Annotated in this window: 22 protein-coding genes; 13 read left to right on the top strand and 9 right to left on the bottom strand. The window is 62.8% G+C overall.

Features of this window, described 5'->3' with window-relative positions; all coding sequences use genetic code 11:
* Position 1 precedes the first annotated feature (1 nt).
* Complete coding sequence (gene dapD, locus LVD11_RS10740; RefSeq protein WP_237058870.1) at positions 2-1,033, top strand: 2,3,4,5-tetrahydropyridine-2,6-dicarboxylate N-succinyltransferase; 1,032 nt, start codon at positions 2-4, stop codon at positions 1,031-1,033.
* A gap of 90 nt (positions 1,034-1,123) precedes the next feature.
* Positions 1,124-2,257, top strand: coding sequence for a succinyl-diaminopimelate desuccinylase (gene dapE, locus LVD11_RS10745; RefSeq protein WP_237058871.1), 1,134 nt, complete (start codon positions 1,124-1,126; stop codon positions 2,255-2,257).
* 23 nt (positions 2,258-2,280) lie between these two features.
* Here dapE and LVD11_RS10750 read toward each other — a convergent pair whose 3' ends face one another.
* The 3 genes from LVD11_RS10750 to LVD11_RS10760 form a co-directional block, all read right to left on the bottom strand.
* Complete coding sequence (locus tag LVD11_RS10750; protein ID WP_237058872.1) at positions 2,281-2,652, bottom strand: hypothetical protein; 372 nt, start codon at positions 2,650-2,652, stop codon at positions 2,281-2,283.
* An 8-nt stretch (positions 2,653-2,660) separates the two neighbouring features.
* Positions 2,661-3,212, bottom strand: coding sequence for a flavodoxin (locus LVD11_RS10755; protein WP_237058873.1), 552 nt, complete (start codon positions 3,210-3,212; stop codon positions 2,661-2,663).
* A gap of 252 nt (positions 3,213-3,464) precedes the next feature.
* Positions 3,465-3,941, bottom strand: coding sequence for a Spy/CpxP family protein refolding chaperone (locus LVD11_RS10760; RefSeq protein ID WP_237058874.1), 477 nt, complete (start codon positions 3,939-3,941; stop codon positions 3,465-3,467).
* A gap of 182 nt (positions 3,942-4,123) precedes the next feature.
* Between LVD11_RS10760 and LVD11_RS10765 the strand changes: the two genes are divergently transcribed.
* The 3 genes from LVD11_RS10765 (at position 4,124) to LVD11_RS10775 (ending at position 7,039) form a co-directional block, all read left to right on the top strand.
* Positions 4,124-4,828 carry a response regulator transcription factor gene (locus LVD11_RS10765; protein WP_237058875.1) on the top strand — a complete coding sequence of 235 codons (705 nt, stop codon included), beginning with the start codon at positions 4,124-4,126 and terminating at the stop codon, positions 4,826-4,828.
* The gene (locus LVD11_RS10770; protein WP_237058876.1) at positions 4,828-6,201 is read left to right on the top strand and encodes an ATP-binding protein; all 1,374 of its coding nucleotides are present in this window, start codon (positions 4,828-4,830) and stop codon (positions 6,199-6,201) included. Before LVD11_RS10765 ends, LVD11_RS10770 begins: the two co-directional genes overlap by 1 nt.
* A 139-nt stretch (positions 6,202-6,340) precedes the next feature.
* Positions 6,341-7,039 (top strand): SRPBCC family protein, encoded by a 699-nt coding sequence (locus LVD11_RS10775; protein ID WP_237058878.1) that lies wholly within the window; start codon positions 6,341-6,343, stop codon positions 7,037-7,039.
* A 70-nt stretch (positions 7,040-7,109) separates the two neighbouring features.
* Here LVD11_RS10775 and rluB read toward each other — a convergent pair whose 3' ends face one another.
* The 5 genes from rluB to LVD11_RS10800 form a co-directional block, all read right to left on the bottom strand.
* Positions 7,110-8,003, bottom strand: a complete 894-nt coding sequence (gene rluB / locus LVD11_RS10780) for a 23S rRNA pseudouridine(2605) synthase RluB (protein ID WP_237058880.1) — start codon at positions 8,001-8,003, stop codon at positions 7,110-7,112.
* Entirely contained in the window at positions 8,000-9,247 is a 1,248-nt protein-coding gene (scpB, locus tag LVD11_RS10785; protein ID WP_237058881.1) for an SMC-Scp complex subunit ScpB, read from the bottom strand. The genes rluB and scpB overlap by 4 nt, the downstream gene beginning before the upstream one ends.
* A 90-nt stretch (positions 9,248-9,337) precedes the next feature.
* Positions 9,338-10,363 carry a segregation and condensation protein A gene (locus LVD11_RS10790; RefSeq protein ID WP_237058883.1) on the bottom strand — a complete coding sequence of 342 codons (1,026 nt, stop codon included), beginning with the start codon at positions 10,361-10,363 and terminating at the stop codon, positions 9,338-9,340.
* 66 nt (positions 10,364-10,429) lie between these two features.
* Positions 10,430-11,053, bottom strand: a complete 624-nt coding sequence (locus tag LVD11_RS10795; protein ID WP_237058885.1) for an L-threonylcarbamoyladenylate synthase — start codon at positions 11,051-11,053, stop codon at positions 10,430-10,432.
* A 17-nt stretch (positions 11,054-11,070) separates the two neighbouring features.
* Complete coding sequence (locus LVD11_RS10800) at positions 11,071-11,982, bottom strand: PHP domain-containing protein (protein WP_237058887.1); 912 nt, start codon at positions 11,980-11,982, stop codon at positions 11,071-11,073.
* A 278-nt stretch (positions 11,983-12,260) separates the two neighbouring features.
* On the opposite strand from LVD11_RS10800, the gene LVD11_RS10805 reads away from it, so the two are divergent.
* From LVD11_RS10805 to LVD11_RS10840, 8 genes are all read left to right on the top strand, one after another.
* Complete coding sequence (locus LVD11_RS10805) at positions 12,261-13,001, top strand: VC0807 family protein (protein WP_237058889.1); 741 nt, start codon at positions 12,261-12,263, stop codon at positions 12,999-13,001.
* Positions 13,002-13,049: 48 nt separating this feature from the next.
* Complete coding sequence (locus LVD11_RS10810) at positions 13,050-13,349, top strand: YciI family protein (protein WP_237058891.1); 300 nt, start codon at positions 13,050-13,052, stop codon at positions 13,347-13,349.
* Between the two features lie 61 nt (positions 13,350-13,410).
* Positions 13,411-14,097, top strand: a complete 687-nt coding sequence (locus LVD11_RS10815) for a TIGR04211 family SH3 domain-containing protein (protein ID WP_237058893.1) — start codon at positions 13,411-13,413, stop codon at positions 14,095-14,097.
* Positions 14,098-14,150: 53 nt separating this feature from the next.
* A complete protein-coding gene (locus LVD11_RS10820; RefSeq protein WP_237058895.1) occupies positions 14,151-14,741 on the top strand; it encodes a peptidylprolyl isomerase in 591 nt (196 codons plus the stop codon).
* A 3-nt stretch (positions 14,742-14,744) separates the two neighbouring features.
* The gene (locus LVD11_RS10825; protein WP_237058897.1) at positions 14,745-15,503 is read left to right on the top strand and encodes a pyridoxine 5'-phosphate synthase; all 759 of its coding nucleotides are present in this window, start codon (positions 14,745-14,747) and stop codon (positions 15,501-15,503) included.
* Complete coding sequence (locus tag LVD11_RS10830; protein ID WP_237058898.1) at positions 15,503-16,387, top strand: Rossmann-like and DUF2520 domain-containing protein; 885 nt, start codon at positions 15,503-15,505, stop codon at positions 16,385-16,387. The genes LVD11_RS10825 and LVD11_RS10830 overlap by 1 nt, the downstream gene beginning before the upstream one ends.
* Positions 16,384-17,157, top strand: a complete 774-nt coding sequence (locus tag LVD11_RS10835) for a TrmH family RNA methyltransferase (RefSeq protein WP_237058899.1) — start codon at positions 16,384-16,386, stop codon at positions 17,155-17,157. The genes LVD11_RS10830 and LVD11_RS10835 overlap by 4 nt, the downstream gene beginning before the upstream one ends.
* Positions 17,158-17,409: 252 nt before the next feature.
* Positions 17,410-18,441: an OmpA family protein gene (locus LVD11_RS10840; protein WP_237058900.1), complete on the top strand. Its 1,032-nt coding sequence runs from the start codon at positions 17,410-17,412 to the stop codon at positions 18,439-18,441.
* A 408-nt stretch (positions 18,442-18,849) separates the two neighbouring features.
* On the opposite strand, the gene guaA is transcribed toward LVD11_RS10840, so the two are convergent.
* Positions 18,850-20,427, bottom strand: a complete 1,578-nt coding sequence (guaA, locus tag LVD11_RS10845; RefSeq protein ID WP_237058901.1) for a glutamine-hydrolyzing GMP synthase — start codon at positions 20,425-20,427, stop codon at positions 18,850-18,852.
* Between the last annotated feature and the right edge of the window lie 96 nt (positions 20,428-20,523).

A 20,523-nucleotide genomic window follows, 5' to 3' on the forward strand; every position in this document is an offset into this window, starting at 1 on the left:
TATGAGCGACACATACAGCATCGGATTTGGCGTCGGCACCTGTAACCGTAAAGGCGAGTGGCTGGAAGTCTTCTATCCCCGCCCCATGCTGCAGCCGGACGCGGCAGTTGCAACCGCCGTCAGGGAAACCCTCGGTATCGAGGACGGCAACCAGAGCATGGCTCTGGACCCGGCCCAACTACAGCCGCTGGCAGAACGAATGGAAGCGGCCGGTGCCGGCGCACAGGCAGAAGTGCTGCGCCAGTTCACCAATACCCAGCGACCGCTGGTGGTTGTATTCCTGCAGAGTGATGCGGCACCTGAATCAGTACCCGAGGCCTACCTCAAGCTACACTTGCTGTCCCACCGCCTGGTCAAACCACACGAAACCAAACTCGATGGTATTTTCGGCAAGCTGGTCAACGTAGCCTGGACCAACCAGGGCGCCATCGACCTGGAAGAGCTGCCGCAACGACAGCTGGAAGCGCGCCTCAAGGGCGAGCTGCTGGATGTGGACTGTGTGGACAAGTTCCCGAAGATGACCAACTACGTGGTCCCCGCGGGCGTGCGTATCGCGCACACTGCCCGTGTGCGCCTGGGTGCCTACCTGGGTGAAGGCACCACCATCATGCACGAGGGCTTCGTCAACTTTAACGCCGGTACCGAAGGACCGGGCATGATCGAGGGCCGTATCTCCGCTGGCGTGTTCGTCGGTGCCGGCTCTGACCTTGGCGGTGGCTGCTCCACCATGGGCACCCTGTCCGGCGGCGGCAATATCGTTATCTCCGTCGGCGAAAACTGCCTGCTGGGAGCCAATGCCGGTATCGGTATTCCGCTGGGGGACCGCTGCACTGTGGAAGCTGGCCTGTACATCACAGCCGGCACCAAGGTGGCCCTGCTGGACGAAACGGGCAAGCTGGTTGAACACGTCAAAGCCCGCGACCTGGCTGGCAAACCCGACCTGCTGTTCCGTCGCAATTCCACCAACGGCGCGGTTGAATGCCTGACCAACAAGAGCGCGGTGGAACTCAACGAAGCCCTGCACAGCAACTGATGCCAGAAGCGCCGGGCCCCGGCCCGGCCAGAGCCCCCCCGGTGAACACCGGGCTCGCCCCGCTCCTGTTCGAAAAGGAATCGAGAACTGATGACCCCCACCCTGAAACTCGCCAGCGACCTTATCCGGCTCAGGTCTGTCACCCCCGAGGATGCCGGCTGTATGCCACTGATGCTGGAGCGCCTGGAAAGAATCGGCTTCACAACCACTCACCTGCGCCGCGGCGACACCGACAATTTCTGGGCAGTCCGCGACGGCAGCGGTGCCGGCCCGCTGTTCGCCTTTGCCGGCCACACCGATGTGGTACCCAGCGGCCCCGAGCAAAACTGGAAGCATCCCCCGTTTGAACCGGTAATTGAAGACGGCTACCTCTATGGCCGCGGTGCCGCGGATATGAAAGGCTCACTGGCAGCGATGGTCATCGCCTGCGAAGAGTTTATTGCAGCACACCCGGACCACAAGGGTCGCATCGCTTTCCTGATTACCAGCGATGAAGAAGGGCCGGCGACCGACGGCACTGTCAAAGTTGTCGAGTGGCTGGAGGAACAGGGAGAGAAAATCGACTGCTGCCTGGTGGGTGAACCTTCCAGTACCGACCGGGTCGGCGACGTGATCAAGAACGGACGCCGCGGCTCACTGGGCCTCGAGCTCACCGTCTTCGGAACCCAGGGCCATGTGGCCTACCCGCACCTGGCAGAAAACCCCGTACACACGCTGGCCCCGGCGCTGGCGGAGCTGGCCGTGGAGAAATGGGATGACGGCAATGACTTTTTCCCGGCCACCAGCTTCCAGGTCTCCAATATCAGTGGCGGCACCGGTGCCACCAATGTGATCCCCGGTGAGGTCAAGGTGATTTGCAACTGGCGGTTCTCCACCGAGACCACGTCGGAACAGCTACAGCAGCGCGCCCGCGCCATTCTCGATTCACATGGCCTCAGGTACGAGGCCAACTTCAGGCTCTCCGGCCAGCCATTCCTCACCGCCGCAGGCCCGCTGGTGGAGGCGGCGCAGTCGGCCATCAGGACTGTAACCGGGGAGGAGACACAATTGTCTACCGCAGGAGGAACGTCGGACGGCCGCTTTATCGCGCCGACAGGCGCACAGGTGGTAGAGCTGGGGCCGGTCAACGCGACGATCCATAAAGTCGATGAATGCGTGCGCGCGGATGACCTGGACCGCCTGAAAGACATGTATCGTGAAATACTGTGTAACTTATTACTGTGACACAGCTCTGCCGGCCGGGCGCCTCAGTGAAGGCGTCCGCGGGGCCCCTCCGGCACGTGCTGCTGCGGCTCTTCCAGGGCATGGGTCATAACAAAGTAATAGGCCACCTGCGGCTGGCCCTGCACTTCCACCAGCAGATCAAAATTGAACTCGCCCTTTTCACCGGGGCTGACCTGCACGGTGTTCACATGCTCCGGCTCGATAAACAGCTCGGCCACCAGTCGCTTGCCCCGCACCACCTGCACCAGCAGCGTACGGGCATCCTCGCGGCTGAAACGCCAGTAGTAGTCATCATCATCGTATACCACCGAATCCGCGGTTCCCGCCCGCAGGATGCAGTTAGGATGATCGGCCAGCCAGGCCCAGAAGTCGTCGAAGGAAAGGGTTGTCTGCATGAGTGGGCTCAATCGTCCAGCGCCGCTACGCTGTCCGCTCCGCCCGGCAGGCCGAACTCCCGCGCAACCTGGCGGCACCACTGGTTCAGTCGGCCCGCGGTCAGCTCCTCCTGCTGGTCTTCATCGATGGCGAGCCCGACAAAGCGGCCCTCGCCCTCGATCTCGGCCTTGGAGGCCTCGAACTCGTACCCTTCTGTCGACCAGTGCCCCACAATTGCCGCGCCGTTGGCGACGATCACATCGTGCAGCATCCCCATGGCATCGAGGAAATAGTCACCGTAGCCAAACTGGTCGCCCAGGCCGAACAGCGCGACAGTTTTACCGCTGAAGTCGATCTCCTGAACGTCTTCCCAGAACTCTTCCCAGTCGGACTGGATCTGGCCAAAGTCCCAGGTGGGGATACCGAAAATGAGCTGCTCGTACCCGGCGATTTCAAGCTGCGTGACATCGGCAATATCGTGCACCTCCACACGCTCCTCGCCCAGGCGGGCGCGGATACGCTCGGCCACGCTCTCGGTGTTGCCCTCATCACTGCCAAAAAACAAGCCGATCTTGCTCACAAACACTCCTATCAACAGAATTCCGCCCCGTGCGAACGCCAATGACCGCCTGGTCAGGCAGCTCCGCCTAGCGAGGCGCGGTATTTTCCCAACAATACCTGTTCACAGCAAGCGCAGCCGTCCCTCCCGGCAATATGGCCAGGTAATAAAAAACCCCCGCATGGCGGGGGCAAGGATCGCGCACAGGCCGGGTGGTTGGGGGGTCACCCGGCACCGCGCACAGGACGGTTACTTGACTGATTGGATAGCGCCCTACTCGCTGTCGGCGCGCCGCTGGCGGCGCTCCTTCCTGCGCTCACGACGCTCACTGTGCATCTGTTCCAGCTTTGCCTTCTGTTCGTCAGTCAGGATTGCCTGGAATTCCTCGTGTCGCTCGCGCCGCTGCTGCATCTTCTCGATCTCAAGCGCACCCAGCTTGGCCGCCAGGCTGTCCAGGGTTGCCTGGTCGGCACCCGCGTCCAGGGCTTCCCGCACCTGCTCGCGCAGTTCATGCATTTCCTTGCGCAGCTCCTGTCGTGCCGCGCGATTGGCATCGCGATTCGCCTCAAGCTGCGCCCTCTGGCCCTCGGTAAGCTCCAGTTTGTCCGCCATGCGGTCGAACATCTCCTGGCGGTGATGGCCCTTGCCGTGGTGCTGGCCATGATCCCCCGCCAGTACCATGCCGGGGACGGCGACGGCCGAGGCCAGGATCAGGCTGCCCGCAATTTTCTTCCAGTTGCTCCGCTGCATCACTCATTCCTCTTGCTTGGTGTGAGTTGTCCTGAGTCAGTAAGGGCATAGTAGGCCCACCCGCGGTAAATAGGGGATAAGCGGGGTAAACAACTGTTAAGAACGGTTAAACCCCGGGCTACTTGAATCCAAGGCCGGCGGGCTTTACATATAATGGCCGCACTGAGCTGATGGGATAAATTATGAGCCGAGTCCTACTGGTCGACGACGACCTCGAACTGACCGAACTCCTCGACGAGTACCTCACCGGGGAGGGGTTCAGGGTAACAGTAGCCAATGATGGCGGCAGCGGACTGGATCTAGCCCGCAGCAAGGAATTCGATGCACTGGTGCTGGATGTGATGCTGCCGGTCCATAACGGTTTCGACGTACTGCGCAAGCTGCGCGAGGAGGGCGGCGCGGCGGGAGCCCTGCCGGTACTGATGCTGACAGCCAAGGGAGACACTGTCGACCGCATTGTGGGCCTGGAAATGGGGGCCGACGACTATCTCCCGAAACCGTGTAATCCCCGCGAGCTGGCGGCGCGGCTGCGCGCCGTGCTCCGCCGGGGGCGCGCCGAACAACCGACCGATGAAGAGCAACTGAGTAGCGGCTCACTCAGCCTGCGCCCGTCACAGCACCAGGCCTTCTGGAAAGACACGGCGCTGTCCCTGACCGGTGCCGAGTTCTCTGTGCTGAAAGTCCTGGTCCAGCATGCCGGGGAGGTAGTCAACAAGGAGACACTGACCGAAGGCGCCCTCGGCCGCAAACTGATGCCCTATGATCGCTCCATCGACGTCCATGTCAGCAACATCCGCAAGAAGCTGGCAGAACACGGCGCCAGCCGCGACCTGATTATCAATATCCGCGGCGCCGGGTACATGCTTACTGAGGGCGCGGAAGCCTGATGCGCAGCCTGTTCTGGAAAATGTTCTTCGGCGCCTGGGTGACCGCCATGGTGATGGTGGTGACCACCATTTACGTTACTCATATGGCCGAATTCGGCGACCCGCGGCAGAAGGACCGCTGGGAAGTATCGGCGATGATGGGTGAACTGACACGTAACCTTCGCCGGGCGCGCCGCCACGGCCCGGAGCATTTTCGCTACTGGCTGGAGCGCCAGCCCCGCGAGTTCCGCGACCGCGTGTTTGCCATCGCCCCGGACGGCACGGAAATACTCGGGCGCCCCCTCCCAACCGACATGGCGCCATTGTTCCAGAACCTGCATTTTCGCAATCGCGAGCTACGCACCATGGTGGACAACAAGCCCACCGTGGGCTTTTTCATCCCCTTGCGGGAGCGCGGCGGGCTGCGGGTTGCCTTCATTGCCGGCAAGAGCAAGCAAGAGCTGCTGCTGTTGTTCCTGTGGCGCAACTTCTGGCCTATTTTGCTGCTGTCGATGCTTGCCTCCGGTGCCGTCTGCTACTGGCTCGCACGCTACCTGAGCCGTCCGCTGGACAAGTTGCGTATCGCTACCCGGCGTGTCGCCGCCGGGGAACTGGACTATCGTGTGTCCCCCGCCCTCGAGAAGCGCGGCGATGAACTGGCGGATCTCGCGCGGGACTTTGACTCCATGACCGCGCAGGTACAGGAGTCGATGGCGGAGCAGAGGCGCCTGATCAAGGATGTTTCCCACGAGCTGCGCTCCCCACTCGCCCGCCTGCAGGTTGCCCTGGGGATCGCCCGGCAGAAGGATACCCACGGCCTGGAAGCAGAGCTGGAAAAGATCGGCAAGGCGGCGGACTATCTCGAGGAAATCATCGCCGACATACTGTCGTTGCCTGTGGCCGGCGGCGAGGAACGAAAGCTCGACGATGTCGTGGAAATCAACAGCCTGCTCGGCGCCCTCAAAGAGGACCTACGCCACGAGGCGGGCCTGCGCGGCATTGCCATCGAGCTTTCCACCTCCGGCGGTGAGTTGCTGGTGGCCACCCGGGGCAGCAGCCTGACGGCGGCACTGGAGAACATCCTGCGCAACGGGATCAAGTACAGCCCGGAAAACAGCCAGGTATCGGCAACTGTACTCGCCGACGGAAACACCTGCCATATCCGGGTGCAGGACAGCGGTAGCGGCGTGCCGGCGGAGGAGCTCAAGGCCATCTTCCGGCCTTTCTACCGCACCGACGATGCCCGCACCCGCGAAAGCGGCGGCGTGGGCCTGGGGCTGGCCATAGCCCAGCGCACCATCCACCTGCACGGCGGCACTATCACTGCGGCCAACGCTACCGGCGGTGGCCTCTGCGTGGACATCGCCCTCCCCCTGGTGTCACTGGATATGTAACCGATGTGGGAATGCAGGCCGGCCCGCACGTTGGCCTGTGGCGATCGAGGCGCTAAACTCCCTGTCTACCCATACCCCGAGACCGGGCCGGCCTGATACACCAGGCCGGATAGGATCGATAATCAAAAAGGCCCTGTATATGCGCTGGATACTTTACATCATTGGACTGCTCGTGCTGCTGGTTCTGGCCGGCTTCCTGTTTCCTCGCGAGGTTACCGTTGAACGCAGTGTTTATATCAACAAGCCGCCGGCAGCGATATTCCCCACGCTGAATAACCTGCGTAACTTCAACAACTGGTCACCGTGGTACTCCATTGACCCCACCACCAGCTACATCATCAGTGGTCCAACCGAGGGCGTCGGCAACAAGATGTCCTGGAGCAGCGAGAACCCCAATGTCGGTCGCGGCAGCCAGACCATCATCGACAGCAAGCCCAATTCAATGGTGCGCACACACCTGGATTTCGGCGCCCAGGGTACGGCCATGGCCGAATTGCAACTGGAACCCCAGGGCAGCGGTACCAATGTGACCTGGACGTTCAGCAGTGACATGGGCAGCGGCCCCATTGCCCGCTGGATGGGCCTGGTGGTCAAGGATATGGTGAGCGATTCCTACGAGCGGGGCCTGAATAAACTCAAGAAATACATCGAGTCCTCCACTGACCTGCCGGCGTCCGGGACGGAGATCGACAGCGGCTCCGATGAGGCCCTGGCGCCGGAAACCGGCGGCGATTCCGGCATGGAGACCGACCCCGGCGATATGGATGAGGGAATGGAGACCGAGATTATCGAGGAAGAGGGCGAGGAAACGCTGGAAGAAAACCGCCACGACCGCTGAGATACGAAAGCCCACACAAGTGGGCTTTTTTTCGTCCGTTCTCGGTAGCGGGCCGAACAGCGGTCACTTGTCAGTCCCTGCCCCCGGGCTTGCCATTACCCCCCCTGCCCTGCTGGGGATGGCGCCGTGGCGCCGCCCGCGGCTTCCGCAACTTACGACGCTGTCGCTGCAGGCTCTGCTTTTCGGCCTGGGTCAACGGGCGCTGCCCCAGCTTCGGCAGCCCCGCTGTGACACAGAGGTCATCGATATCCGAGGGCTCCATCTCGATCCACTGGCCGACACGCACCTGTGAGGGGATAAATACATTGCCATAGCGAACCCGCTTGAGGCGGCTGACCCGCACCCCCTGGGATTCCCACAGGCGCCGGACCTCCCGGTTGCGGCCTTCCATCACCACGCAATAGAACCAGCGGTTATTGCCCTCGCCACCGCTCTCAACAATATCGGTAAAACGGGCGACACCATCATCCAGCAGCACGCCGGTGAGCAAACGCTCTTTCATCTCGTCGTCCACCTGCCCCTGGATGCGGACCAGGTATTCCCGGTCGATCACCGAGGAGGGATGCATCAGCCTGTGCGCCAGCTCGCCGCTGTTGGTAAATAGCAGCAGGCCACTGGTATTGAAATCGAGGCGGCCGACCGAGATCCAGCGACCGGATCGCAGGCGTGGCAGTCGGTCATAGACTGTGGGACGCCCTTCCGGGTCGTGTCGGGAGCAAATTTCACCCACCGGCTTGTTGTAGAGGATCACGCGGCAACGCTCCTCCTCCTGGAGAGCCAGGCGCTTGCCGTCCAGCTCAATCCTGTCCTCATCGGTAACCCGCTCACCCAGCTTGGCCACCTGCCCATTGACGGTTACCCTGCCAGCCTCGATGGCGCGCTCCATTTCCCGTCGGGATCCCTGCCCGGCGCGGGCCAGTACTTTCTGCAGTTTTTCGCCTGCAGGCACGGTACCTTCACTCATGAATTCGTGGTTTCCGGTTGCACAGTTTCCTGCGATTCGGCTTCATCTGTTGTTTCAGCTTCCGGTTGCCCGGAGTCCGCGGCGCCACCAAACAGCGTGCTGGCCGGCAGGGAAGCCGCAATGGAATCCCCCTCCCCGGCCTGCGATGCGACAGGCTCTGGCTCGCCCATGTCACTGTCCGGGACGCTCTCATGGAGAGTATCGCCGCTGTCCGCCACTTCTGCCGATTCCTCCCCGGCAGCGAGTTCGTCCCGGGATTGACCGGGGAACGCGGTTTCTGGCGCATCCTCATCCGGAGCGGGCGCACCGGTGTCCGCGTCGCGGGTGCTGTCGCCGGCAGCTACCGGCTCCCCGCCGTCGGGGTTCTCCTCATCATCGGGCAACAAGGGCGAAATCGCCCTTTCCGCGGTTTCACCCTCGCCGGGCGAGCTGTCGTATTCACTGTCAGCAACGGCAGCTGCCTCAGCGGTGCTGTCGCCCGCCTCCTCGGCAGGACCAACCTGGCCGGGTACGGCGGCTTCGGTCTCATCCCCGGGTGACGCAGCCTGCCCATCTGCAGCAGCAGCTTCCGGCGTAGTCCCGGCACCACTTTCGGTGCTGCCCTCGTCGCTGGGAGCTGGCTCCGCTCCCTGTTCCCCGGCGGCTTCGGTTTCCCCCTCGGCCTGCTTCACCGGCGTCCCGTCGCCCAGGTCGAGCGACTGGTTCAGGCTCTCGATATCGCGGATCTCTGCCAGGGTGGGCAGGTCATCGAGGCTGCGCAGGTTAAAGTAGTCCAGGAATTCCCGTGTGGTCGCATACAGGGAGGGCTTGCCCGGCACATCCCGCTGCCCCACCACCTTGATCCAGCCGCGCTCCGTCAGCGTCTTGACGATATGGGAGCTGACCGCGACGCCGCGAATCTCCTCGATATCACCCCGAGTAATCGGCTGCCGGTAGGCAATGATCGCCAGCGTCTCGAGGATGGCACGGGAGTATTTCTGCGGTTTTTCCTCCCACAGGCGATTGACCCAGGGTGCCAGGTCTTCGGGCACCTGGTAGCGCCAGCCGCTGGCCACCTGGCGCAGTTCGAAACCGCGCTCGGCACAGCTGTCGGCGATATCCTGCAGCACCTGGCGCAGTTCGCTCTTCTCGGGCCGCTCCCCCTCGTCGATCAGGGACAGCAGCTTGTCTTCGTTCAGCGGTTGTCCCGCTGCCAGCAGGGCGCCCTCAACGATACGGCGCAGCAATTCGGGGGCGATGGTCATTTCTCTTTCTCTGGTCCAACCGGCCCGCGGGCTCCCGCCGCGGGCCTGTCAATATCTATGGTCTGTGTCCGGGCGCTATCCGCCTCGGGCTCACTCCGGCACCAGGTCGACAGCTTCTTCGCCGGCATGGCGAGGGTCCTCGTCGACCGGTTCGGTCACCTGGTCCGGCTCCTGCCCCGCGGCACGTATGTGAATGGGGCCGAACGCCTCGTTCTGTACCAGCTCAACCAGTGACTCTTTCATCAGCTCCATTACCGCCAGGAAGGTGACCACCACGCCGAGGCGTCCCTCTTCCACCGTAAACAAGCTGACAAAGGGCACAAACTGGCGGTGGCGGATCCTGTCCAGCACCTGGGTCATGCGCTCGCGGGTCGAGAGCTTTTCCCGCTCCACCTGGTGGCTCTCAAACATATCCGCCCGGCGCAGCACCTCGGCCAGCGCCACCATGACCTCCTTGAGGTCCACTTCCGGGTCGGGGCGGGTGATGTTGCGATCCGGGGCCTGTGCGGCGGCCTGGTGGATATCGCGACCCATTCTGGGCATCTCGTCGATATCCTCCGCCGCCGTCTTGAAGCGCTCGTACTCCTGCAGCCGCCGGATCAGCGCGGCACGGGGATCCTCCCCCTCCTCTTCCTCCGCCGCCGGTGGCCGCGGCAACAGCATGCGCGACTTGATCTCGGCCAGCATGGCCGCCATCACCAGGTACTCCGCCGCAAGCTCAAAGCGCATGGCGGTCATCATCTCCACGTACCCCATGTACTGCCGAGTGATGTCCGCCACATTGATCTCGAGGATATCCAGGTTCTGGCGCCGGATCAGGTATAGCAGCAGGTCCAATGGCCCCTCGAATGCCTCGAGGATCACTTCCAGCGCATCGGGGGGTATGTAGAGATCGGAAGGCAGGTCGGTGAATGCCTGCCCCTGCACCATAGCGAATGGCATTTCGTCCTGGCGCGGGTGGCCATCGCCAGTACCCCGGGGTTCCGATTCATCGCCCGCGGGGGTGGCCGCATCGGTATCGCGGGCATTCCCGCCGTCCGCCTCGCTCTTTTCGGCTTCGGCGATCTCGGCGAGCACCTGCTCCTCGGCCTCGGCAATCAACTCTTCACTGGACACGCTGCCCACCCCTCGAAAACGCAAACGCGGGATTATACATTGGTACGGCGGTCTGCACCGGGCCCCTCAACCGAAAATTTCTTCGAGCGGGCCGCAGCCCTCCCGGACCAGCTCCGGCTCATCCCCGGTCAGGTCAACCACGGTAGTCGCCTCCAGGCCACAGAAGCCACCGTCAATAACCAGTTCCACCTGGTGCTCGAGGGTGTCGCGGATATCATAGGGATCGGTCAGCGGCTGGGTGTCGCCGGGCATAATCAGGCTGCAGCTCATCAGCGGCTCGCCGAGACGCTCCACCAGTGCCTGCACGATGGCGTTGTCCGGCACCCTCAGGCCGATGGTCTTGCGCTTCGGGTGCATCAGCCGGCGGGGCACTTCGGCGGTGGCCGGCATGATAAAGGTATAGGGGCCCGGCGTGTGGTTTTTCAGCAACCGGAACATCTGGTTGTCCACCTTGGCGTAACTGGCCAGCTCGGACAGGTCCCGGCACATCAGGGTAAAGTTATGCCGCTTGTCCAGTTGCCGCAACGCGCGGATGCGCTCCAGCGCCAGCTTCTCCCCCAACCGGCAACCGATGGCGTAAGCCGAATCCGTCGGGAACACGATTACCCCCCCGGCCGCGACGATGTCCGCGGCCTGGCTGATCAGCCGACCCTGTGGGTTCTCCGGATGAATCTGGAAAAACTGCGCCACTATTCCCCCCCCTCTGATCAATGCTGCAACGGGCCCCGGGCCCGCTCGGACGCGCTAGTTTGCCACAGATTCCACACCGGCTCGACGTCCGCCGGCAGGTACACGCAGCCCAGCTCCCGCCAGGGCTGGTCCGGGCGGTGGAAGTCACTGCCCAGAGAGCACCGCAGCCGCGGTCCATGGCGCTCCAGCAGGCGACGCAGGTCGGCGGTCTGCAACGGGTTCTGGCGCCCACACAGTAGCTCCACCGCCTCGCCGCCCAGGTCCTGGAAGGCCTCCAGCAACGCCCCGAGGCGGGTCCTGGTAAGACCGTACTTCAGTGGATGGGCAAGGACTGCCGTGCCCCCGGCAGCCCGGATCGACTCGACGGTCTGAGCCAGGTCCGGCCATTCGACCCTGACATCGCCGGCCTTGCCGGCGCCCAGGTAGCGCTTGAATGCCTGCTGCTCACTCTCCAGGTGTCCCGCCATGACCAGCCAGCGGGCAAAGTGTGGCCGCCCCAGCACCCCGTCTCCGGCGACTCCGGTTGCGCCGGCCAGGGCCCCGCTGAAACCGCGTTTCTCCAGGCAGGCGGCGATACGGGCGGCGCGCTCGCGGCGCAGCCGCCACCGCTGCTCGATGGCGCCCCGCAGGGCCGGGGCCGCAGCATCCACGTTCAGGCCGACAATGTGCACCTGGCGCCGCCCCCAGCTGGCAGTCAGCTCAATTCCGGGCACTATTGCCACTCCCTCGGCCTCACCCGCAGCCTCCGCGGCGGCCAGTCCGGCCACTGTATCGTGGTCGGTGAGAGCCAGCAGCGAAACTCCCTGGGATTTCGCCCTCGACACCAGCGCCTCAGGACTTAAAATACCGTCCGACGCCGTGCTGTGGCAGTGCAGGTCCACCCGGCCCGCTGTGGCCAGCTCGGCAGGAGTGGAAAGTGTTGTCGCCATTGAACTTCTCCCGGGTATCCCCCGGCCGGACAGTGCCGGCCCAGCACCGCCCAAAGCGGAACTTCCAGCCGGCCCCGTTGTCATATTTGATTCAGTCGCGCCTCTGTCGCGGCCTGGCCGGAAGAGGGACAAGCCCCGGGGCACACTGACCCTTCGGTCCCGGAATCGGAACCCGGGCATCATTCATTGTACCTCCACAAGGGGTACGGCCGGTCGACAGGCCTTATCTTGCGCAGGAACTGCAGCCGGCTGTCGTGGCATTATCACCGGAACCGAGCATGACCGAAACCAATTCCAGTTCAACCGCCCCCCGCGAGGGTGCGACCGGGGCCCGGAAGCCCGAGCGGGAGAGCCTGCTCGCGAACCTGCTGCTGAATATTGTCATTCCCACCGTGATCCTGACCAAGTTGTCTGGCGATGACTGGCTGGGCACCAAATGGGCGATCGTGGTAGCCCTGGCCTTTCCGCTGGCCTACGGCGCCCGCGACCTGATGCGCTCGGGCAAGGTCAACTTTTTCTCTGCCCTGGGCGTGATCAGCATCCTGTTGACCGGCGGCATCAGCCTGCTGGAGCTGGATGCCAAATATATCGCCATCAAGGAAGCGGCCATTCCCGGGTTGCTGGGAATCGCCACGGTCGCCTCACTGTATACTCCCTGGCCCCTGGTCAGGACCCTGCTGTACAACGACCGCATCCTCGACACCGCCAAGGTGGCCGAGGCACTCGCCGGCAAGGGCAATGAAGTCGCTTTCGAGCGCACGCTGCAACAGGCCTCCTGGATGATCGCCGGGTCCTTCTTCCTGTCCTCGACGCTTAACTACATCCTCGCCAAGGTCCTGCTGCAGAGCCCGCCGGGAACCGAGGCCTTCAATGCTGAGCTGGGTAAGATGACAGCCCTGAGCTTTCCGGTAATCGCACTGCCTGCGACGGTAATCCTGATGCTGGTGCTGTTTTTCCTGTTCCGGCGGATCGGCAAGCTGACGGGCCTGAAGCTGGAAGAGATCGTCACCCAGCAATAGACATCCAGATTCCAATAATTTTCAACGGATAGAAGAGCACATTAATTCATGTGGTACGCAATCATTAGTGAAGATGTGGAAAACAGCCTCGAGAAACGCAAGAGCGCGCGCCCGGAACACCTGGCGCGGCTCAATCGCCTCAAGGATGAGGGCCGCCTGCTGATTGCCGGCCCCTGCCCGGCCGTCGACAGCGAGGACCCTGGCGCAGCCGGTTTTACCGGCAGCCTGGTCGTGGCCGAGTTTCCGTCCCTGGAGGAAGCCCGCGCCTGGGCGGACGCGGATCCCTATATGGCCGCCGGGGTTTACGCCTCGGTTACCGTCAAGCCTTACAAGCTGGTGCTGCCCTGACCGGCAAGCCCGACAACCAAACCGTTTCAATTCACGCAACGATAAAAACAGCTGTATCAAAATGATGAAATCCTTGACCAGCCTGCTCGCCGTGGCCCTGCTCGCCACCACCCTGCCCGCCTCCGCACAGAGCGGTGGCACCCGCTATATTACTGACCAGCTGCACGTGCCCTTGCGCTCCGGCAAAGGCAACCAGTTCCGCATCCTCAACAGCGGCCTGCCCAGTGGCACCAAACTGACACTGCTTGAGGACGCGCCGGAGGAAGGCTGGGCGCGCGTGCGCACCCCCGGTGGAGAAGAGGGCTGGGTACGCCGCCAGTACCTGGTATCCGATCCAGTCGCCTCGATCAAACTGGAGCGTGCCCAGGCCAACCTGGACCGTTTCGAGAAGATGGAGGGCAACCTGGGCGGCGAGGTACGGCGCCTGGAAGCCGAGAACCAGCAACTGGAGACCGCCCTGGACAAGCAGGAAGCCAGGTCCGCGCAGCTGGCGAAGGAACTCAAGGAACTGAAAAAACTCTCTGCCGATGCCGTGGCCCTCAACCAGCGCCACCAGAAGCTGCTCAACCAGCACGAGCTGCTGAAACAGGAACAGGCCATGGCCGAGGCGGAAATCCAGCGCCTGTCCGGCAGTGAAAGCCATAAATGGTATATGTACGGTGCCATGTCGGTCGGCCTGGGTGCTATTCTGGCGATGATCGCCCCGCACTTGCGGCCCCGCCGGCGCCGCTCCGAATGGGCGAACTGACCTGATCGTGGCGGGCTCCCCAGTAGCCCGCCCCAGCCAAGGAGTTGGTAAAAATGATAAAGACAATTGCCACCGCCCTGCTCGGCTCGCTGGTGGCCATCGCGGCCCTGGCCGACGACAAGCGGCCGCTGGTGGAGCTGAAGACCGACCTGGGCACCGTGCGGGTGGAGCTCTACGCCGATAAAGCCCCCGCGACCGTGGAAAACTTCCTCCAGTACGTGGACAGTGGTTTCTACAACGGGGTAATTTTCCACCGTGTAATACCGGGCTTTATGGCCCAGACCGGGGGGCATACCTTCGACTTCCAGGAGAAAGAGACCCGCGAGCCGGTGGTCAACGAATCCGACAACGGCCTGCAGAACGTGCGCGGCACCCTGTCGATGGCCCGGACAGAAGAGCCTGACAGCGCAACCTCGCAGTTCTTCATCAACTACGGGGACAATACACGGCTGGACGGCAGCGCGGACAAACCGGGGTATACGGTTTTCGGCAAGGTCGTCAGTGGCATGGAAGTGGTCGACCGGATCGGTGAGGAGCCGCGGGGCCTCTATCGCGCCTTCCCCGACGCTCCCAACACGCCCGTGCGCATCCTCGAGGCGAAGCGCATCGACGACAGCACTGTCGCCAGCAAGGACCAGGAGTAACCGGTGATTGACCTCAGCGTAAACCTCAACAAGATCGCCCTGATCCGCAATTCCCGCGAGGGGAACTACCCGGATGTGGTCGCCCATGGTCGCGTCTGCCTGGATGCCGGCGCCCAGGGACTGACCGTGCACCCGCGCCCGGATCAGCGCCATATCCGCCCGGGTGATGTGCGCGACCTGGCAGAGCTGTGTCGCCCACTGAATGGCGTCGAGTTCAATGTCGAGGGCAACCCGTTTGCCGAGCCCCTGGCCGACTACCCGGGCCTGTTGCCACTGGCGCTGGAAACCCGCCCGGACCAGTGCACCCTGGTTCCCGACAGTAACGACCAGCTGACCTCCGACCATGGTTTTGACTTGCGCCGTGACGGTGAAAGGCTGGAGCCGATCATCGCCAGGCTCAAGGCTGCCAATATCCGTGTCAGCCTGTTCATGGACCCGGATCCGGAGCAGATCGGCCTGGCCCGCGAGGTCGGCGCGGATCGTATCGAGCTCTACACCGGCCCGTATGCAGAGGCTGTGGCCAGCCAGAGCCCGGAACTCGACAGCATTTTCGCCGCCCACTGCGCTGCCGCCGAGCACGCGCTGCAGCAGGGGCTGGGGGTCAACGCCGGGCACGACCTGAACCTGATCAACCTGCCGCGTTACCGCAACCTGCCCGGCCTGCAGGAAGTCTCCATCGGCCATGCGCTGACGGTGGACGCCATCGCCATGGGCCTGGGCAATGCGGTGAACGCTTACCTGAACTGTCTCGCCGGCAACTGATGCGCACGCTGAATATTGTCGGTGCCGGCAGGCTTGGCCGCACCCTCGGTCGCCTGTGGCAGGAAAATGGCTTCTTCCGGGTGCAGGCCGTCTGCAACCGCAGCGAAGGCAGCAGCCGGGCCGCAGCACAATTTATTGCTGCCGGTAACCCGGGGGCACTGCCCCGGGTTTTCACTGACATTGCACAGATGCCCCCTGCGGACTGCTGGTTGCTGGCTACCGGTGACCGCCAGATCGCTGCGGCGGCCCGGGAGCTGGCCACATCCGGACTGGCGCGCGAAGCGGTGGTGTTTCATTGCAGCGGCGCTCTCGATGCCTCGACCCTGGCGCCCTGCCACCCGGCGGCACTGGCCAGCGCCCATCCGGTACACAGTTTCGCCGAGCCCCAGCAGTCCCTGCACACTCTGGCCGGCAGCACGGTTGCCCTCGAGGGTGACGAGACCGCGGTCACCCTGCTGCAAGAAGCTTTTGTGGCCCTGGACTGCCGGCCGCTGTCACTGGCGGGAGCTGACAAATCCCTGTACCACGCCGCCTCGGTGCTGGGCTGCAACTACCTCACCGCGCTGCTCGACCTGAGCCTGCGAGCCTACGAGCGCGCCGGCATCGGTCGTGAGCAGGCGCTGGCAATGCTGGGCCCAATCGCCACCCAGACCCTGGAAAACAACCTGCGCCTGGGTCCCGAAGGCGCCCTCACCGGCCCCATCGCCCGCGGTGATATCGATACCGTACAGGCTCACCTGGCTGCCCTCGAAGCCACGGATCCGGTGCTGCTGCAATGCTACCGACAGCTGGGGCGAGCCTGCGTGCAAGTTGCGCAGCGCGGCCATCTGGATCGCGACAGCGCAGCCAGGCTAGAACAACTATTGAGTGAACAAGAACCTTGAACGATTCGCCGGAATATCGCCGCAAAAAGGCCTTTTACGACAGCCTGCTAACCATCTACGGACGCAAGCCGGTGTTGGAAGCACTGGAGGATTTCTCCCTGCCGGTCCACAAGCTGCACCTGGCCGTGAGCAACCGGCGGGACGCGGTGATGGCGCGTATCGAACAGCTGGCCGGTGAACGGCACATCGAGGTTGCACACCACGACCGCAAATCACTCTCGCGCATTTCCAGGAATGCGCGCCAGGACCAGGGAGTTGCCCTGGACCTGGCCCCGCCGCTGTATGGGAACGCCACAGATTTCCTCCAGGAGCGACAGGGCAACCACTATGAATTGCTGGCCCTCGACGGGATCACCAACCCCCAGAACCTGGGCATGATCATCCGTTCCGCCTGCGCCGGGGGCATCGACGGCATCATCCTGCCACGCAAGGGCTGTGCCCAGATTGATCCGCTGGTCATCAAGGCCAGCACCGGCACATTGTTCAAGACTCGCCTGCTGCGCTGCGATGAGCTTGGCCCCGCCCTGGCCCGTTTCCGTGAGAGCGGCGCACGGGTATACGGGCTCTCCTCCCACGCCAGTGAAACCCTGGCGGGCATCGGCACCGGACAGGCGAATATCTTTGTCCTCGGTAACGAAACCCATGGTGTAAGCGATGCAGTGGCAAAGCAGTGCTCGAACAGCATCCGCATCCCCATGCACAATGACGTCGAGAGTCTCAACGTCGCTGTCACCGCAGCCCTGATCAGCTTTCGCCACCAGCTGCAGTAAGCCAACCTGACTCAACCCTTTGTGCCGACGCAACGCCAGGGCACCACTGCCCGGAACGGCGGCACACCCCACCTGCCTCCTCTCCCCCTCTCTGCGCTTGTGTCATTAAAAATGACCGCTTCTGCGCCAATTACTTGGATAACTGACGCGTCTGGACTAAATAACTCAAAGGCGCGGTGCTGACAGAAAAATTTTGCCGGAATCGGCCGCACCGCGGAATGACGCCAATAACTCCAACAAGGAAGTCACCCGATGCAGATTTCACGCCCATTGTTGCTATCCCTGGCCATCGCCACCAGCCTGCCAGCCGGCGCTGCGGGCCCTGAAGATGGCTACCTGGACCTGCTGCCCTATTTCTCCCGTGTCGATAGCGAACGCAATACCGACCCCGACGCGCTGGGATTACGGGCAGCCTATGGCTGGGGCTACGAGGGCCCCTGGTATAACGAGGTACAGGTTTTCGGCGCCATTTTTGAAACCGACAATGAATTCACCGATTTCTACAACTACGGCGTGGGATTTGATGTCTCGTACCACTTTGGCGACCGGCAGGCCTATACGCCCTACCTGCTTGCCGGCGTCGGCGTCGCCCGTAACGACGTAATTCCCGACGTCGACGATGACACCGAGGGCTTTGCGAACCTGGCCGCCGGGATTACCACGGAGGAAATCTCCCGCCGCGGTATCCGCCTGCGGGCAGAGGTGCGCTACGTCCACGACTTTTTCAAGAATGGCCGGAACGACTGGCAACTGGGCTTTGGGATAAGCATACCACTCCGCTGCCCGCCGCCACCCGTCATCGCCCTGGCCCCACCACCGCCGGAACGCGGCCCGGTCGAGGTCAATATGGCGGACTCGGACGGGGACGGAGTGCTCGACCGTGACGATCGCTGCCCCGATACCCTGCCCGGCGCCCAGGTGGACAGCGAGGGCTGCGTGATCGCCAACCAGACCATCACCCTCGAGGACGTGCGCTTCGAATTTAATTCCGATCGCCTGACCCCCGCCGCCCGCGATGACCTGCAACAGGCTGTCCGGGCCCTGCGCAACCAGCCCGGCTCGGCCGTGGAGATTGCCGGGCACACCGACAGCCTCGGCAACGACAACTACAACCTGCGCCTGTCACAGAAACGCGCCAATGCCGTGCGGGCCTTCCTGATCAGCAATGGTATCGATGCCGGCCGCATTGCAGCCAACGGTTATGGTGAGCAACAGCCAGTGGCACCGAATGACACAGAAGCCGGCCGGGCCCAGAACCGCCGCGTGGAAATGCGCTTCCGCTGATCCCACTCCATGCCGCGCCGGGGATCTCCCGGCGCGCTGCGCACATTGCCCAAGTCGGCATCCCCATGCCGCGACCGACCCTGTAAACGACTCCCGCTTTCTTATTGGACAAATGCCATTCATGAGTCTACGCAGTCCACAGATTCTGTGGATATCTCTGTGAGCAAGTATCGGGAAAATCCCGCCAAGCCGCATGAACCGGCTGCAACCTCTTTGTGAAGAAAATTTAACCAAAGCGATAAACTGTTAAAAATCAACAAGTTAGAGAAGTCAATGAAATATGATTAGCAACAGGACGCGCTAAATCCAACGACGACGGGCGGGAAGGAATCTTGTGGAAAGTCTTGACAGGTAAGTCCGGCAGGTAGGCGCAGGGCAGCGAGGTGAGATTCCTCGCTGCCCCCTCAATTATTCCCACTCAATGGTGGCGGGTGGCTTGCTTGAGACGTCGTAGACGACGCGGGAAATATGTTCAATCTCGTTGATGATGCGGTTGGACACCTTCTCGATCAGTTCGTAGGGCAGGTGCGCCCAGCGGGCCGTCATAAAGTCGACAGTCTCGACGGCGCGCAGTGCCACCACGTACTCGTAGCGACGCCCATCGCCGACCACGCCCACGGACTTGACCGGCAGGAACACAGCGAACGCCTGGCTGGTCTGGTGGTACCAGTCCGCGTTACGCAATTCCTCGATAAAGATAGCATCCGCCTCCCGCAGGATGTCGGCGTATTCTTTCTTTACCTCGCCGAGGATGCGCACGCCGAGACCCGGCCCCGGGAAGGGGTGGCGATAAACCATGTCATAGGGCAGGCCCAGCTCGAGGCCGATCTTGCGCACCTCATCCTTGAACAGCTCGCGCAGCGGCTCCACCAGCTCCATTTGCATTTCTTCCGGCAGGCCGCCGACATTGTGGTGTGACTTGATCACATGGGCCTTGCCGGTCTTGGCCGCTGCGGACTCGATCACGTCCGGGTAGATAGTGCCCTGGGCCAGGTACTTCACATCCCTGAGCTTGGCCGCCTCTTCGTCGAACACCTCGATAAAGGTATTGCCGATAATCTTGCGCTTGGCCTCCGGCTCGTCCTCGCCCGCCAGGCGCGACAGGAACAGGTCCTCCTTGTCCGCGCGGATCACCTTGACGCCCATGTTGTCGGCGAACATCTCCATCACCTGGTCGCCCTCCTGCTTGCGCAGCAGGCCGTTGTCCACGAACACACAGGTGAGCTGGTCGCCAATGGCCTTATGCAGCAGCGCCGCCACCACCGAACTGTCCACCCCGCCGGAGAGGCCCAGCAACACCTTGTCCTTGCCCACCTGGGCACGGACCTTCTCGATGGAATCCTCGATAATGTTTGCCGGGGTCCAGAGCTTCTTACACCCGCACAGGCCGATGACGAAGCGCTCATAGATGCGCATGCCCTGCAGCGTGTGGGTCACCTCGGGGTGGAACTGGACACCGTAGAAATGCTTTTCGGGATGATACATACCGGCGATCGGGCAGGAATCCGTAGAGGCCATCAGCTCGAAGCCCTCCGGCATCTGCACAACCTTGTCGCCGTGGCTCATCCACACATCCAGCAGCCCGTGGCCATCGCCATCCAGGTGATCCTTGATGTCATCGAGCAGCGCGGAGCTGCCCTCAACCCGTACCTGCGCATAGCCGAATTCACGGATATTGCTGCCCTGCACCGCACCGCCCAGTTGATGAGCCATGGTCTGCATGCCGTAGCAGATACCCAGAACCGGCACCCCCAGTTCAAATACCGCGCCCGGTGCCCGCGGGGAGCCCTCTTCCGGTACCGACTCCGGGCCGCCGGCCAGGATGATGCCCTGCGGGTTGTACTCGCGGATCTCCTCGTCGGTCATGTCGAAGGCGCGGATCTCGGAGAATACGCCCAGCTCGCGCACGCGACGGGCAATCAATTGGGTGTACTGGGAACCGAAGTCGAGAATCAGGATTCGGCTGGCATGGATATCTTGGGACATGGCTTACTCGATTGTTACAGGGTGGAGGCCCAGAAACTGCGAGCGGACCCCGTGGGTCCGCTCGCCATCAATCATGATAGTTGCTCAAATAAAGGG

This window comes from Microbulbifer sediminum (assembly GCF_021729035.1).
Lineage (GTDB): Bacteria > Pseudomonadota > Gammaproteobacteria > Pseudomonadales > Cellvibrionaceae > Microbulbifer > Microbulbifer sediminum.

Coding starts and splice junctions, on each gene's coding strand:
- rluB (WP_237058880.1), bottom strand. CDS start 8,003: ATGAGTGAAGGTACCGTGCCTGCAGGCGAAAAACTGCAGAAAGTACTG.
- LVD11_RS10805 (WP_237058889.1), top strand. CDS start 12,261: ATGACCGAAACCAATTCCAGTTCAACCGCCCCCCGCGAGGGTGCGACC.
- guaA (WP_237058901.1), bottom strand. CDS start 20,427: ATGTCCCAAGATATCCATGCCAGCCGAATCCTGATTCTCGACTTCGGT.
- dapD (WP_237058870.1), top strand. CDS start 2: ATGAGCGACACATACAGCATCGGATTTGGCGTCGGCACCTGTAACCGT.
- LVD11_RS10800 (WP_237058887.1), bottom strand. CDS start 11,982: ATGGCGACAACACTTTCCACTCCTGCCGAGCTGGCCACAGCGGGCCGG.
- LVD11_RS10815 (WP_237058893.1), top strand. CDS start 13,411: ATGATGAAATCCTTGACCAGCCTGCTCGCCGTGGCCCTGCTCGCCACC.
- LVD11_RS10770 (WP_237058876.1), top strand. CDS start 4,828: ATGCGCAGCCTGTTCTGGAAAATGTTCTTCGGCGCCTGGGTGACCGCC.
- LVD11_RS10775 (WP_237058878.1), top strand. CDS start 6,341: ATGCGCTGGATACTTTACATCATTGGACTGCTCGTGCTGCTGGTTCTG.
- LVD11_RS10830 (WP_237058898.1), top strand. CDS start 15,503: ATGCGCACGCTGAATATTGTCGGTGCCGGCAGGCTTGGCCGCACCCTC.
- LVD11_RS10765 (WP_237058875.1), top strand. CDS start 4,124: ATGAGCCGAGTCCTACTGGTCGACGACGACCTCGAACTGACCGAACTC.
- scpB (WP_237058881.1), bottom strand. CDS start 9,247: ATGACCATCGCCCCCGAATTGCTGCGCCGTATCGTTGAGGGCGCCCTG.
- dapE (WP_237058871.1), top strand. CDS start 1,124: ATGACCCCCACCCTGAAACTCGCCAGCGACCTTATCCGGCTCAGGTCT.
- LVD11_RS10820 (WP_237058895.1), top strand. CDS start 14,151: ATGATAAAGACAATTGCCACCGCCCTGCTCGGCTCGCTGGTGGCCATC.
- LVD11_RS10840 (WP_237058900.1), top strand. CDS start 17,410: ATGCAGATTTCACGCCCATTGTTGCTATCCCTGGCCATCGCCACCAGC.
- LVD11_RS10760 (WP_237058874.1), bottom strand. CDS start 3,941: ATGCAGCGGAGCAACTGGAAGAAAATTGCGGGCAGCCTGATCCTGGCC.
- LVD11_RS10750 (WP_237058872.1), bottom strand. CDS start 2,652: ATGCAGACAACCCTTTCCTTCGACGACTTCTGGGCCTGGCTGGCCGAT.
- LVD11_RS10810 (WP_237058891.1), top strand. CDS start 13,050: ATGTGGTACGCAATCATTAGTGAAGATGTGGAAAACAGCCTCGAGAAA.